This window comes from Microbulbifer sp. SE14 (assembly GCF_059834885.1).
In genome coordinates this window covers 88435-102948 of the sequence record NZ_JCBAJA010000012.1, presented here as the reverse complement: position 1 = coordinate 102948, position 14514 = coordinate 88435, and the positions used below count along the sequence as shown (strand labels likewise).

Below are 14514 nucleotides of genomic sequence, written 5' to 3'. Positions count from 1 at the left end.
CCTGAACAAATGCACCACTTTCTCTCAGGCTTGACGGACAGGGACTGGGAAAGCATTCTTGTTCAAAGGTACCAACTGAGATATGGGGCAGGAGATTCTGCCTCTCTTTAGGATAGAAAATGGAATTTTTTAAGAGATTATTTGGAAATAAGCCAAAAATTGATTGGGAAGAGGTAAAGAAATCTTTAGAGCCAAAAATTGCAGATTTGAAGCGCCCCGCCATCCGGCTGGTGAAAACATCACGGGCCAGGCGCTCCAAATTTGGAGGAAAACCCTTCGTTGATACACACAACTTCAACTGGCCCGAAAGCAATGGGAAGCCGATGGCATTCCTGGCCCAGATCGACCTGGCTGAGATCTCCACCGTGCATCAGTACGAATGGTTAGGGGACAAAGGACTGCTGCTCTTCTTCTACGATGTCATTGAAATGCCATGGGGCTTCGACCCTGAAGACCGGAGTAAGTGGCGAGTCCTGTTTCAACCCAATCCGGACAGATTCTTCGATTATCCAGAAGGCCTGGATGAAGAATTGAAAATTAAAGAATGGCATATAGAGCCTAGGATTGTAGAAGTATTGCCCAGATACGATGATCCCTGCGTTGAGAATATAAACTTATCAGACAGGGAAATTGATTTATACATTGATCTGAGTGAAGGCGACGAACATCCCTCCCACCAGGTTGGCGGCTTCCCATCTCCAGTCCAGGGCAACTATATGGAGCTGGAGTCTCAGTTGGCATCCAATGGTATTTATGTCGGCAATCCTGACGGCTATAAAAGCGAAAGGGCAAAACAGCTGGAAGAAGGCGCAAAGGACTGGAGGCTGCTGTTTCAATTTGATAGCGACGATGACTTGGACATAATGTGGGGCGACTGCGGAATGATCTACTTTTGGGTACAGGAGCAAGATGCCAAGTTGAATCGGTTTGATAATAGCTGGTTGATTCTGCAGTGTTGCTAGACAGACGCAGCGAGTTGGCCAGCAATGGTGCAGCGGAGCCGCGGCAAGCCGGGCACTTTATGGGCCAACCCAGAGAGGGATTTTCATGAAAACAGACACGAGGCTGAAGGCAGCTGTCGCTGCAGCCTGGACGCTTGCATTCGCGATAACCCTGGTGCTGGCGAAGAGCGCCGCCGCAGTGGATGATACTCCGTCGACGGAGGAAATTGTCCAAACCGAAGATGTCGACCTTTTCTATCGCGTCTATGATGCCGCGCACGGGCGCCCAACTGCGGAACAGCTCCAGCGCGAATATCTCGACCAGGGCTCGGATGGACTGCATCTGTTCGCCAGGCTGCGCCGAATCTCCGGCGAGCGGATTGCCGACGCATTGACGAAGAATCCCTCCCTGTATGCCGAAGCCAAGCGTTGTCTGGCCGTCCTGCCTCGGGCACAGGAGCGCCTGGAGGCCGCACTGCAAAAACTGGGGCACCTGTATTCGGATGCGCGTTTCCCGCCCGTAACCATCGCCATCGGCCGCGGCAAGCCGGTGGCTGTCGGTGGGCCCGATACCGGTATCCAGGTCGGGCTCGAGGCGCTGTGTGCAACCGATTGGCTCAACCCCGACGTCGAGGACCGCATCGTCTATGTGCTCGCCCACGAGTACGTCCATGTCCAGCAGGTAATGGCAGGCACCGTCGGCGACAAGGAAAAGCCCACCGTGCTGGAACTCTCCCTGGTCGAGGGTATCGGCGAGTTTGTAGCCGAGCTTATCGCCGGCCAGGTCGCCTATTCGCGCAACGCAGCCGCGGCAGCCGGGCGCGAACTGGAGATTGAGACCCGCTTCGTCGCCGACCTCGACAAGACCGACCTGTCCGACTGGGTTTACAACGCCACCCCGGAGACTCCCGGCGACCTCGGCTACTGGGTGGGCTATCGGATCGCCAAGGCCTACTACCGCAACGCGCCCGACAAGCGCCGGGCCCTGCGCGAGATCCTGGAGATGACCGACGCGAAGGACTTCCTGGCCAAGAGTGGCTGGCACCCTGGGATCGCACTCGAATAGGGTGGGTGCGACACATCTGCAGCGCTCGAAAATAAGCATGGGACCCAAACAGCGCGCGGTGAGCACGAACACCAGTGAGAAGGGAGCCCGACAGTCGACAGTTGTACCTCTGATCCAGTACACCCCGGATACCACGAGGACGCAAACAATGTCTGAAGCAGACGATGTACTTAAGGCTATGTGTCACTCCTACTCGAGCGCCGTCAATGCGAGTGACTTACGCAAATCTTTTCACTCAGGATGCGATCCGGATGCCGCCGCTTCGCAGCTCCCCAACCTCTGGCCATGGGACTCCAGAGAATCCCATTGGGATTGACCACCTTACACGGGAGAGAATATGTTTAAAGGATTCACCGCAATACCACTCTGCCTGCTGCTGTTTATCGGCGTTGTACAGGCTGGATTGGCTGCTTCGCAGAATGTGGAGAACCGCACCAGGTTTGGCATGCAGGCCGTGCTCACTGCAGCACCCGGCAGAGGATCGGAGCTGGCTGAAATAATGCTCGAAGCGTCTAAAGTGGTTTCCGCCCTGGAAGGCTGCAAAATCTGCAACTGTAGATCAAATCGAAAGAGTACTTTTTAATGTTTGCACGAGAATGGAAATGCCGTGTGCAGGAGCGGCACGCCGAGGGGTTCACCAGCTATCTTTACGATACCGGCATAAAGGACTCGTCCTCTACCCCGGGCTATATGGGGGCGCAGATCTTCCGCAGGAGGCTTCCCGGGAAAGTGGAGATCACGCTCATCACCTACTGGGACAGCCTTTCAGCAATCAGGGCATTCGCCGGAGAGCATATTGAAAGGGCGCGACTTTACCCGGAAGACGATGTTTACGAACTGAAACCGGATCTCTCGGTCCAGCATTACGAGGTAATCGAGCACCAGTTTGACACTCGACTATCCCCACCTGTAGCCTGCCGCGAAACGGCAAGCTGATAGAGGCCTACAACCGCCATTAGGGCGGGTACTTCCCAATACGAATCGGATAGATTGAGGAGAGCGCTGATGGGCAGAATTTTGTATTCCGGAACAAAGAATGCCTCCAGCTGGGCCTTGAGGGCCTGGCTGGCGCTGCGTGAGCAGGGCATAGAGTTTGAAGAGCGGGTCGTCGATATCCGCAGGCCCCAACGGTTCGAAAACCTGGCCAGAATAAAGGAATTTTCTCCCCCCGGCGCCGTTCCCGTACTCGTCGACGGTGAAACCGTTATCTACGATTCCCTTGCCATCATGGAGTACGCGAATGAGCTTGGGGACGGTTCCCTCCTGCCTGCAGATATTCGCCTGCGCGCCCATACCCGCTCCCTGCTGGCCTGGCAGCACGCCGGGCTGTCAGGTATCTGCCCGAGACTGTCCTACGAGAGCTATTTCTACCCAGGCAAGCGGGAAATGTCCGCCGATGAGATGAAGGATGCGGCGCGGATCTTGGAAGTCTGGGAAAACGAATTGCACAACAGCGACGGCCCCTACCTGACCGGGCAGCTGTCCCTGGCCGACCTGGCCTTTGTGCCCACGGTTCTCAGGATCCGGTCACACAATCCTAACCTCAAACTCTGGCCGCTGACGCAACAGTGGATGGCGCGGCTGGTGTCGAGGGACTCGGTTCGGGAGTGGTTGGATGAAGCCGAACAATTGCCGCCGGTTATCCTGGAAGACTACCGGATCGACGATACAGAGACCTGTATTTAAACGACAGGGGAACCCCGTGGATCTGAAACTGGGCAACCTCAATGCGCTGGTAACCGGCGGCAGCCGCGGAATCGGCAGGGCCATTGCCCTGAGCCTGGCCCGTGAGAAGTGCAATGTCTCCATCTGTGCAAGGGGCCGGGAAAGCCTGGAGGCACTCGACCGGGAGCTGCAGGACATTGCCTCTGGCAACTACTGCCTCACCGAGGGGGATGTGACAGACGAAGAAGATCTGAAGCGCATCATCGACAATACCCTGGGCAAGCTGAAGGCAATCGATCTGCTGGTACTCTGCGCGGGCGGCAGCTTCGGCGGGGATATCGGTGGAAATTCGCTGGAAGACTGGAAGAAAACCTACGAACTCAACGTCTTTCACTGCTTCGCCTTTATCAAGGAAGTCCTGCCCCATCTCGAAAAGAGCCCCAATGCCAGTATACTGGTTGTCTCGTCGATTTCCGGGTGGAAGCCCACGGTTCACCGGGCACAATACGCGTCGGCCAAGGCGGCGCAGATACATATGGTCAAGTCGCTGGCCAGTGAACTGGCCCCGCGGGGAATCAGGATCAACAGCGTCTCTCCCGGATCGACCATGGTGGAAGGCGGATCCTGGGATACCTTCAGCCGCGAAAACCCGAAGATATTCAGCGATTTCTGTGAGAGGGAGTTCCCGATGGGCAGGCTCGCCAGGCCCGACGAGATAGCGGATGCCTGCCTCTTCCTGCTGTCGCCCCGCGCCTTCTGGATAAATGGAGCCAATATACCCGTCGACGGGGCCCAGAGACTGCCTTCCTGCCGCTAGAGAAATCGACGGGTTATCGGCCTGTCGGCCAATCACGTCACCAACAAAGGACAGTTGAGGAGGGCAGTTATGGATGACCGGGAACCGGCGGCCCAGCTGCGCTGCCCCAGCGGCGATGAAGGGTCTGAAGTGGCACACACCGGCCTGGCTCCGGATCAAGTGGAAGCTGCACTACGTCGGCTCGCAACCACCCTGCCCGCAAGGAGAGTCCCCCATGGCTATAACAACCAAGAGAGTCTACGAAGAGCCGGAATCCGGAGACGGAATACGGATCCTGGTGGACCGCCTCTGGCCCAGAGGCCTGTCGAAAGACAGCGCAGCGGTCGACCTCTGGGCAAAGGAGCTCGCTCCCTCCGATAAGCTACGACGGTGGTACGACCACGACCCCGACAAATGGCCGGAATTCAAGAAACGGTATTATGCTGAACTGAAGGATAAAAGCGAGTCAGTGGATGAGCTGGTCGACAAGATCAAATCGAAAAGAGCTGTATTCCTTTTCGGCTCGAAGGAAACCCACTACAACAATGCGGTCGCACTGAAAGAGTATATCGAATCGGCCCTTTGATCGCGGTAAGGAGTCTCTTTTTTATCTCTGCAATACACTCTTGTCTGCTTGCAGGCGAACCGCGGCAGTCGGAACCGATTTTGTTCGCCAGAACGCATACCTCTCAAAAAAGGCGACTGGATAGCTCAGCGTCCTGAAGCGGAGTATCCTGCCCCGCCCTCTCAGGACACCTGTCCAACCTCCTGGCACCAGGACAAGATATAGACGCTGGATGTCATCGATACTCGCGACCTTCTCTTTATTGACCTTGGGTCGATAAAAGAAATAGATATCACCTTTTTCAATAAGCTTATCCATACATATTCTCCTCGCATACTGCCTGGCCCATTGAGACCCCATGTGTTGTTGGCGAACTCCAAATGAATCGCGTCACAGCGATTCCAGTTTCGGCAGCCATGTTCATGAAAAACGCAGATAGAGGGATGTATCACACTACGCCTCAGACCGCTCAGTCGAGCGAGTCCCAAGCGCTTTCCAGGCCTGCCGTCGCAGCGCCGGAAAGCGCCGAAGGCCGGACGGTCCATCGGACAGGTTCGAGTCATGGCTGTATAGAGAATTATATTTCCGCCACCTATATTTCTCTTACATTTAAGCCATACTTTCCGATAGCACAACCTTAAAAAATATTTGATTTTCGAATATTTTATATCCAGCGATTAGAATTTACTGACGGAGAAGTTCATTTTACTTTCCGGGACCGATTCCAACAAATAGTGGACGATCTCACCGAAGCTTCTTCGCACTGCGTATGAACAAATAGCAGATTGTTGTGTAGAAAAACTAAAGTATTGGTGTATTGCGCCAGGCCGGAAGTAGTAGATATATATTTTGGCATGAAAAAGATCTGTGTCGGGTTCCAGATAATCTACTATGTCTTGATATCCGACAGAAAATATAGATCCGATCGGCAATAAAATGGAGAGATTGATGGTCGACCAAAAATTGCAATATAGAGAATTACGTTCGGCCTTATCCCGGGCTAGATATGATTTTCTGCCGGCTTACGCGCTCCAGCGCCCAGCGCACCATCGCCTCTTTTTAGAAACCATGGCCCTCCAGAAGCCGCTTCTGACCCTATCCTGGAATATTCTCGAGGAACAGGCACGTCGCTGCTTAGGGTTGGGATACACGGAGTTTCGCAGTCTGCAAGGCTATGTTGACAGTGTTACCAGGCTTCTTCAGCTGCATCATCGTATGGGTTTGGAGTTTCTGTTTGTACTTCGCGGTATAGCTATCAGCGACAACCGGGAGAAGTTCGCAGCGAATCTGGGAGAAAAATTACGTCAAAGTGATCCTCAAAAACGATTCGACAGGCTCGTGGCAAAAGTCGAACGGCTGACCGGCAATAAGATCCCCAATAGCATTATGGAGCGATTGCAAACAAAACTTACCGGTTTGGAAGAAAAGATCGATATTCAGGTGTCAATGGAGAGTCTGACGAATGGTGAGACGGAGAACGTAAGCCTTTTGCAGGCCTATCTTCCTGAGAGAGAAGACTTTCTGAGCACAGGGCTGGCAAGTGTAACGGATGCGGTGATCATGTGTCTGTGTCGCGGTTTGCTAGCACTGGTACACGCGCAGTTCAATATCGCTTTGGGCGCAGAAGAAGGTGAGCACGAGTTTTCAGCCGAAGAAATCGACGCGGTCAAGGTAGTTATTGAGGAGTTTTCCCGTTTTCTACGGAGAGGGCATAAACGGGTTTACAGCGCTTTGCTCATGGAGAATCCAGAGGAAATCACTGAAACCTCAGTATCGTTCGCTGGTGATATAGAACGCAGGTTGCCTGCGCTGGTTGGGGCGCAGGCGACTATGCAACATGGCATTCGGGAAATGCTGAGACGCAAAAGTGGCGGCCTGGCGGAAAAGCTGGGTGGTCTGGCCATAGATGCGCACTTCCTTACCCGAAAAGCCATTGCCAGCCATGCTGCCAGTTACCGGCTGGCAGCTGGTGTTTATGACCCGAGCCCACCGAAAGACCTAAAAGATCTCCGGAGAAAGGTCGGTTCTATGGCGTTTTCTGCCGAGATTCCCGATGGTAAGAATGTGGAAATCGCAAAGCTCAATGAGAGTTTAGATGGAGAATTTGTAGAGATTAAGGGCTTTGTAGAGGAAGTTACCTCTTCTCCTCAGGGCAGCGGCATGCTATTTAGCAGGGTGAGGCTGAGGGACCCATCCAGCGGTGCCGAGACAAACGGGGTGGTGAGATTTGTCCACCTACCCCACGCGGGCGTTACCAAAGGCGCCTTCTGTCGGCTCAGCGGCCTTTTCAACAGGAGCTCCAGTCTGCTGGATGGCAAGCCCGGGGTAGAGGTGGATATGATTGAGCTGGCCCAGATAGGCAAGGCCAGCTTCGAGATTGCCTTTCTGCGGCTTGCCGGCCGCTGGTTTCAGCCCTGGCGCAACAGGGCCAATATCTACTGGTCTCTCGGAGCTCACAATCCTGAAGAGGACGGTGGAGATAACTTGGGCGCGGGGGAGCTGCTCTTTACCCCATTTCTACGCTGACAGGAGAAATGCCATGCCACCGGACGACGGGTGCTTATCGGAAGAGGAAAGTGTTAAAGACAAGCTTACCGAGCTGTGGTCACTTCTGGCACTGATGGCTGCGGCCGCGCAGGACTGGCAACAAGCCAAGGAGATGGCGCGGAGTGAATGCATCGAAACCGCTGAAGTCAATCTACCGCATTTGCATCAAAAGGACGAATTGGGTTTTCCAACAGACGCAATGGATGAGGCGGTCGCCGAATGTATCGAAAATCATCCAGAAGTACTCGATGCCTGGAATATCTTTGACATGGCGAAAACAGAGTTCGAAATTGCGCTGGAAGAGCTCCAGGCACTGCTCGATGAGTTCAAATCCTGTTCTCATGCGCTCCACGAGAATGGCCCTGGCGGGTAGTCTACTTGATGCGGTTCATTGCCAATCTGCGCCGGCAAACACTTGATTCCTTCGCGGCACACTCAGTCACCGCCGACGGTTATCTGCTGTCGGCGCACCGGGTGACCTCATCGACACTGAAATTAGCCGCCGAGGTACGTCGTAGAGGCTTGCCACTCTTCGCCGACAATGGCACAAAACAGCTGATTGATGCGGTGATCGCTCAGTTTTCCAGCAGGGCTCGGATACTCTCTCTTGAGGTAAAAGCTATCCGCCGTAAACTCGGTCACATTCCCCGTGGCCTCGAAGTTCCGCCCGGCTTGCGCAGACAGGCTGACTCATTGGCAGAGGAGGTACTCGCCAACTGCACCGAGACTTCGACGGCTATCGATTCCCCGCAATTAATCCAGAACCAGCTATCGATGAATCCCACCGATTTGATCGCCCAGGAGGATTTCTCCAGTACCTGCTTGGTAGCGCTGAATCTGGAGCGAGAGATAACCGGTTGGAGAGTGGGGCGCTTTGCCACGCGCAATCGTCGGAGCCTGAAACTGTGGCAAAGGGTCGCTGAGAATCCGCTGTGTCAGGGACTACCTGTATATGCGGTATTGAGCGCTGTAGATTACAACACTGCGCGGGATGCAGGGCAGCTGGCCGCAGAGGCGGGAGTGGAATTCGCTGCCATGGGCCTGGCGAGCGTTTGTGGTGACCTGAACGCGACGGACTTTTTCGTGCTCGGTCGAGCCTCCTTCAAACTTGCGCGTCCGGTTCCGCGCCGCTATGTGCGCCTGGCACAGGTACTCAAAGGCATCGCAGACGGTTTCCGCGATCGCAATACTCGCTTGTCGAAATTTCACTGCTTGGGCCTGGGAGCGCCCTCACTATTGCCCATTGCCGCAGCCGCCCTGGCGCCCGAGACGCTGGTCACCACAGATGCCACCAGCCCGATTCATGCTGCGGCAAAGGACCGCGTGCTCTACGATCCGGAAAATTTTGGCGATCGGGCGAGTACCAGGGAAATTGTCGAGCGCATCCTGAATGGCGGAAACTGGCCCTTCCTCAGCCCTTTCACAAAGGCCTTCAGGGAAAAGTTTGGTCACGACCCGGAGCGTGCCAGGCGCTGGTGGACGGAGGCAGAGCGGCCGCGCATCTCCCCAAAGACCTTGACCCAGCCGGGTGAACTGACCGCAGCATTGCCGTTATTCTCCGAGGCGGACCAGGATATTCGCTCAATCGCGCGAGACACGAGGATTGCACACAATCATTGGGTCCTCGGTGAACTTGCGAAGAGCCGTAGTGGCCCTAGAAGGCGGGAGCTTGCTTTCGCTATTATCGATCACTGGTCACAGGGTCCGGAAACCACCACTAGCCGCGGCTTGGGAGTCGCCAGGGAAATCCTGCGATCTTAGGGCGACGTACTCAAAGATCGCCACGCTTCGGTGTGGACCTGATGAAATGGTGCCACCACGGCTCCTCCGACGTCACCGAAGAGTTTCTCGAGGCCACCGCTCCCCGCCGGCTACGTGGTATCCTCCGGCGACGAGGAGAGCCATGTACACCCGCGCCCTGACCTTCTGCTCCTGCTCGGCAAGGAAGGGCGCGGCCAGCGGCCGCTGATCCTCAGTACCAATAGCCATTGACGACGTCTGGATCGGGACCGACCAGGTTTCCGTTACAGTGCTAGCCGGGCTCGACAGCCTCTGGTGCGTCCCGGCCAGCCCCTACCGGGATACTGCCGGCGCCTTGAAGGCCATCAGGTATGCGCGTGAAACGGGTATCCCGTTTCTGGGTAGCCGCGGCGGCTATCAGCATGCGGCTCTGGAATATGCACACCGGCAAACCCAGCCAGACGCGCAAATTGCCACTGCCGATTAACGGGGACATCGCAATGCCAGAAATCGATCTCCAGAACCACCGTATCCACTACGACGTCTTCGGAGCGGGGCCGCCGGTCGTGTTGCTTCACAGCTTTCTCTGCGACGGCGATATGTGGGCGAAGCAGGTACCGCCATTGTCCGAAAATTACCGGGTAATCAATATCGACCTGCGCGGCCACGGCAAATCCAGCGCGGCCGACCGGCCGCTGGATATCTACGACCTGGTGAATGATGTTCTGGCAGTGCTGGATGCGGAGGATATCGACAGCGCCGTCTGGGCCGGGCTGTCGATCGGCGGCATGATTGCGCTGCGCGCGGCGCTGGTGGCGCCGGAACGGGTGTCGGGCCTGATCCTGCTCGACAGCCACGCCGGCACAGAGACCCGTTTCAAGACATTCAAGTACAAGGCCATGGTGGCGGCGGAAAAGATTTTTGGCATAAGGCCGCTGCTGCCCAAGGTGGCCAAGCTGATGTTTGGCCGTCACACGCGCAGGACCCAGCCGGAACTGGTACGGCAGTGGAAGGAAAAGTTTGCCTCCATGTCGCAGATCTCCATCGAACACATGGTCGATGCCCTCTGCGCGCGGGATTCCCTGCGGGACAGGCTCGGCGATATCCGCCAGCCGGCCCTGGTACTAGTAGGCGAGGAAGACGTTTCTCTGCCGCCGCCCTGCTCCGCCAGCATGGCCGAGCGGCTGCCGGATGCGACCTTGCAGATTATCGAGCGCGCCGGACATTTGTCTGCGCTGGAGCAGCCTGAGGCGGTGACCAGGGCGATGCTGTCTTTTCTGGAATCGCATTGACAGCGCCGACTCCCCGGAAAAAGTATTGATTGACTTCCCGATCAATCTCTATACACTGCCAGGGCGCTAGAAATTAAGCACACGAACATTCTCTCCTGTTACGAAGTTATACCCATAATCCTCGTCCGTTAGTTTTAAGTCCTGCTTACTTTCCCGCCAGATCCGCCATTTTCAATGGCTTCTTATATTGTTTAGTTATTAGGACACGATTATGTCTAACACAGTCACAGGAACCGTCAAGTGGTTCGACGAATCCAAGGGCTTCGGCTTTATTGAGCAGCAGTCCGGGCCCGACGTCTTCGCACACTACAGTGCGATTTCCGACTCCGGCTTCAAAACCCTGATCGAAGGGCAAAAGGTGGAGTTCAGTGTAGCCAAGGGCCCCAAAGGCCTGCAGGCCGAAAATATCGTCGTTGTCTAAAGATAGCGACTGCAAGTCCGGATCCCCTTCGGGTCCGGCAGCCGCCCGCCGAGGTGCGCGGCCAAAAAAAGGCGAAACCGATGGTTTCGCCTTTTTTGTAGGTGTCGCCAATTGAAGCCGGGACAGGTCGGGCGGTTACTCCACCTCCAGTCCGGATCTCAACTGTGAAAACGCCTGGAACTGGGACAGGAAAATCTTCCCGGACAACTGCTGCAGGAAGCCGCTTTTCTGCAGGCTGTCCATCACCGGCCCTTTCACCTCGGACAGGTGCAGCTGCATCCCCTGCTCCACCAGGCGCTCGTTGATTGCCTCCAGTACCTCCAGCGCGCTCCAGTCGATTTCGTTGATGGCGCTGCACATCAGGATCACATGCCGCACCCGTTCGTTGGCCGCCAGATCCGCGTAGATGCGGTCCTCCAGGTAGCTGGCGTTGGAGAACATCAGGCTCTCGTCGACGCGTATGGCCAGTATCTCCGGCACCGTCAGCACCTTGTGCCGCCTGATATTGCGGAAATGCTCAGTGCCCTCGACCAGGCCCACCTCGGCGATATGGGGCCGGGATGTCCGGTACAGGAACAGGACTATGGAGGCGGCCACACCGCAGGACACACCGGCCTCCACGCCGAACAGCAGAGTCACCACTATCGTGACCATCACCGCGAGAAAATCGCTGCGGGAAAACTGCCAGGTCTTTTTCAGGATGGAGAAGTCCACCAGCGACAGCACCGCGACGACGATCGTCGCAGCCAGGGTCGCCTTGGGAAGGTAGTAGAGAAACGGCGTCAGGAAGATCGAGGCCAGCGCGATGCCAATGGCGGTGAAGACACCGGCCATCTGGGTCTCGGCGCCCGCATCGAAGTTGACCACCGAGCGGGAGAAGCCACCGGTGACCGGAAAGGCGCCGGACAGGCCGGAGCCGATATTGGCCGCGCCCAAGGCGATCAGCTCCCGGTTCATGTCGATTTTCTGGCGCCGCTTGGCGGCCAGGGTCTTGCCCACCGACACCGATTCCACATAGCCGATAACGGAGATCATGATCGCCGGCACTGTCAGCGCCTCGACCAGATCCCAGGTCAGCCCGGGAACTTGCAGTGTCGGCAGGCCGGATGGAATGGCGCCCACCAGCGCCACCTGTTTGCCCTCGAAATCGAGTACCACTGCGGCGGCGATGGTGGCCAGCACCCCCACCACCGGGGCGGCCTTGACCAGCAGGCCCGCCGTATGGGAGGAAAACGACAACCGCTCGAACAGCCGCACCGCAGCGGAGCGCGACCAGTAGAGAAACAGTATCACCGCGATGCCGGTAACCAGGGCATAGGAATTGATGCCGCCGACATTTTCCTGCAGCGACGTCAGCAACTGCAGCAGGTTGTCGCCGCTGGCATCTACGCCGAGGATATGCTTCAGCTGACTCAGCGCGATCAATATGCCGGAAGCCGTGATAAATCCGGAGATCACCGGGTGGGAGAGGAAATTGGCAAGAAACCCGAGCCGCATCACCCCCAGCAGGGTCAGGAAGAGACCGGACAGCAGCGCCAGCAGGGCCGCGGCCAGCAGGTATTCCGCACTGCCCTGCAACGCGACCTCACTCAGGGCCGCGGCGCTCATCAGCGAGGCCACGGCGACGGGCCCCACCGACAGGGTACGGCTGGTGCCGAAGACTGCATAGGCCAGCAGCGGCACTATGCTCGCGTAGAGGCCGACCTGCGCCGGCACGCCCGCCAGCAGCGCATAGGCCAGCGACTGGGGGATCAGCATGATGGTGACGATCACAGCGGCCATCAGGTCGCGGCTCAGGGTACGGGTGTTGTATTGCCCCAGCCAGTCGATGGCGGGCAGGTAGGCTGACAGCGAGCGCATTCTGTTTCTCTATACGGCCAACTTATTCCACATCGAAGGCGACGACCACGCCGCTGACGTCGAAGCCCGCCGCGCAGGCACCTTTCAGCAATGCCTTCTTGTCCGCGCCGGCGAGACTGCGCGCAGCGGCCCAGAGGTTGCAGGAGCGGTTACCGGTGCGGCAGAAGGCGTGCACTTTCCTGCCCGAGCCGAGGACACCGGCGAATTCCCGGCAGTGCTCCAGGGTCATCTGGCCGCGGGCGAACGGAATGGCGACGAACTCCATATCGTTGTCGCGGGCGGCCTGTTCCAGTTCGGCGAAACCGGGCTGGTCTTCGCACTCGTCTTCCAGGCGGTTGCAGACCAGGACCTCAACGCCCAACCCTGCCAGCTGTGCCACGGCATCGCAGCCGAGCTGTTCCGACACGCTGACCTGGTCGTCCAGATATTTGATGTTCATCGTCACCTCGAAATTAGTCGCTCAAACATTTAACGGTTCGTCATGCCGACGCAGGCCGGAATGACGGCAACACCGCTGGGTGTGCCGCCCGGTCGCGGCGTATCCTAAGCGCGGTCAGAGCTTGTTGATCGGCACCTTCAGGTAGACGGTGCCGTTGTCCTCCGCCGGCGGCAGCTGCCCGGCACGGATATTGACCTGGATCGACGGGATGATCAGCCGCGGCATCGGCAGGGTCGCGTCGCGCTTGTTGCGCATGGCCACGAACTCCTCCTCGGTCACCCCCTGGTGCAGGTGGATATTGTTGCGCTTCTGGTCCCCCACGGTGGTCTCGCAGCGGTGCTCGCGCCCCCCTGATGGCGGGTAGTCGTGGCACATGAACATGCGCGTGTCTTCCGGCAGTTCCAGCAGCTTGCGCACCGAGCGGTAGAGGGTGGCGGCGTCGCCGCCGGGGAAGTCGCAGCGGGCGCTGCCCACATCCGGCATGAACAGCGTGTCGCCGACAAACAGCGCGTCGCCGATCAGCCAGGCCATATCCGCCGGGGTGTGGCCCGGGGCGTAGATGACCCGCGCCTCCAGCTCGCCGATATTGAAGGTGTCGCCGTCGTGAAACAGGTGGTCGAACTGACTGCCGTCCACCAGGAACTCCCGCTCCAGGTTGAACACCTCGCGGAAGATGCCCTGCACCTGGCGGATCTGGTCGCCGATGGCAATCCGGCCGCCCATCTGTTCGCGGATATAGGGCGCCGCGGACAGGTGGTCGGCGTGGGCGTGGGTCTCCAGTATCCACTCCAGGGTCAGCTTCTCCACGCGCAGGAATTCGATGATTTCCTTGGCGCCGGCCGTGTTGGTGTGGCCGGACGCGGAGTCGAAGTTGAGCACCGGGTCCACCACCGCGGCGCTGCCGCCCGGGTGGTCGTAGACCACGTAGCTCCAGGTCTCTGTCTCGGGGTCCAGAAACGGGTGGACCTGGGTTATAGCCTGCATATCTCACAACCCCCCTACTGCGGCGGCGCCAGAACACGCCCTGACTGGTTTTCTCTCCGCCGGAGTGCTCAACGTATTGGCGAGTACGTCTGCGCGCTCCTCGGTCGCGAAAACCAGCCATGACGCGCCCTGGCACCACCTCGCTACGGATCTTTGTGAAATATGCAGGCCTGGTTTCGTCGCAGACATCTGATGCCC

At 57.4% G+C, this 14514-nt stretch carries 16 protein-coding genes; 12 read left to right on the top strand and 4 right to left on the bottom strand.

All coding sequences use genetic code 11. The features are described from left to right. The first annotated feature begins 119 nt into the window (after positions 1–119). From AC6R19_RS10545 to AC6R19_RS10515, 7 genes are all read left to right on the top strand, one after another. The gene (locus AC6R19_RS10545; RefSeq protein ID WP_500579783.1) at positions 120–962 is read left to right on the top strand and encodes a YwqG family protein; all 843 of its coding nucleotides are present in this window, start codon (positions 120–122) and stop codon (positions 960–962) included. An 85-nt stretch (positions 963–1047) separates the two neighbouring features. Then, entirely contained in the window at positions 1048–2007 is a 960-nt protein-coding gene (locus tag AC6R19_RS10540; protein ID WP_500579782.1) for a gliding motility protein GldB-related protein, read from the top strand. A gap of 337 nt (positions 2008–2344) precedes the next feature. Further along, positions 2345–2590 carry a hypothetical protein gene (locus AC6R19_RS10535; protein ID WP_500579781.1) on the top strand — a complete coding sequence of 82 codons (246 nt, stop codon included), beginning with the start codon at positions 2345–2347 and terminating at the stop codon, positions 2588–2590. 26 nt (positions 2591–2616) lie between these two features. Continuing rightward, positions 2617–2943: a hypothetical protein gene (locus AC6R19_RS10530; protein WP_500579780.1), complete on the top strand. Its 327-nt coding sequence runs from the start codon at positions 2617–2619 to the stop codon at positions 2941–2943. A gap of 69 nt (positions 2944–3012) precedes the next feature. Beyond that, positions 3013–3693, top strand: coding sequence for a glutathione S-transferase family protein (locus AC6R19_RS10525; RefSeq protein WP_500579779.1), 681 nt, complete (start codon positions 3013–3015; stop codon positions 3691–3693). 16 nt (positions 3694–3709) lie between these two features. Next, positions 3710–4489: an SDR family NAD(P)-dependent oxidoreductase gene (locus AC6R19_RS10520; protein WP_500579778.1), complete on the top strand. Its 780-nt coding sequence runs from the start codon at positions 3710–3712 to the stop codon at positions 4487–4489. A 214-nt stretch (positions 4490–4703) separates the two neighbouring features. After that, positions 4704–5054 (top strand): DUF488 domain-containing protein, encoded by a 351-nt coding sequence (locus tag AC6R19_RS10515; RefSeq protein ID WP_500579777.1) that lies wholly within the window; start codon positions 4704–4706, stop codon positions 5052–5054. A 21-nt stretch (positions 5055–5075) separates the two neighbouring features. Here AC6R19_RS10515 and AC6R19_RS10510 read toward each other — a convergent pair whose 3' ends face one another. Beyond that, complete coding sequence (locus tag AC6R19_RS10510) at positions 5076–5351, bottom strand: hypothetical protein (RefSeq protein ID WP_500579776.1); 276 nt, start codon at positions 5349–5351, stop codon at positions 5076–5078. A 630-nt stretch (positions 5352–5981) separates the two neighbouring features. On the opposite strand from AC6R19_RS10510, the gene AC6R19_RS10505 reads away from it, so the two are divergent. The 5 genes from AC6R19_RS10505 to AC6R19_RS10485 all read left to right on the top strand — a co-directional run bounded on the left by AC6R19_RS10505 (position 5982) and on the right by AC6R19_RS10485 (position 11033). After that, positions 5982–7559: a hypothetical protein gene (locus tag AC6R19_RS10505; RefSeq protein ID WP_500579775.1), complete on the top strand. Its 1578-nt coding sequence runs from the start codon at positions 5982–5984 to the stop codon at positions 7557–7559. Between the two features lie 13 nt (positions 7560–7572). Continuing rightward, positions 7573–7953, top strand: a complete 381-nt coding sequence (locus tag AC6R19_RS10500) for a hypothetical protein (protein ID WP_500579774.1) — start codon at positions 7573–7575, stop codon at positions 7951–7953. An 8-nt stretch (positions 7954–7961) separates the two neighbouring features. After that, positions 7962–9341 (top strand): hypothetical protein, encoded by a 1380-nt coding sequence (locus AC6R19_RS10495; RefSeq protein WP_500579773.1) that lies wholly within the window; start codon positions 7962–7964, stop codon positions 9339–9341. Positions 9342–9697: 356 nt separating this feature from the next. Beyond that, positions 9698–10612, top strand: coding sequence for an alpha/beta fold hydrolase (locus AC6R19_RS10490; protein WP_500579772.1), 915 nt, complete (start codon positions 9698–9700; stop codon positions 10610–10612). 211 nt (positions 10613–10823) lie between these two features. After that, positions 10824–11033 (top strand): cold-shock protein, encoded by a 210-nt coding sequence (locus tag AC6R19_RS10485; RefSeq protein ID WP_500579771.1) that lies wholly within the window; start codon positions 10824–10826, stop codon positions 11031–11033. Between the two features lie 135 nt (positions 11034–11168). On the opposite strand, the gene AC6R19_RS10480 is transcribed toward AC6R19_RS10485, so the two are convergent. The 3 genes from AC6R19_RS10480 to AC6R19_RS10470 form a co-directional block, all read right to left on the bottom strand. Beyond that, positions 11169–12893 (bottom strand): SulP family inorganic anion transporter, encoded by a 1725-nt coding sequence (locus tag AC6R19_RS10480; protein WP_500579770.1) that lies wholly within the window; start codon positions 12891–12893, stop codon positions 11169–11171. A 22-nt stretch (positions 12894–12915) separates the two neighbouring features. Next, a complete protein-coding gene (locus AC6R19_RS10475; protein ID WP_500579769.1) occupies positions 12916–13332 on the bottom strand; it encodes a protein tyrosine phosphatase family protein in 417 nt (138 codons plus the stop codon). Positions 13333–13446: 114 nt separating this feature from the next. Further along, complete coding sequence (locus AC6R19_RS10470; RefSeq protein ID WP_500579768.1) at positions 13447–14316, bottom strand: MBL fold metallo-hydrolase; 870 nt, start codon at positions 14314–14316, stop codon at positions 13447–13449. Positions 14317–14514: the final 198 nt, after the last annotated feature.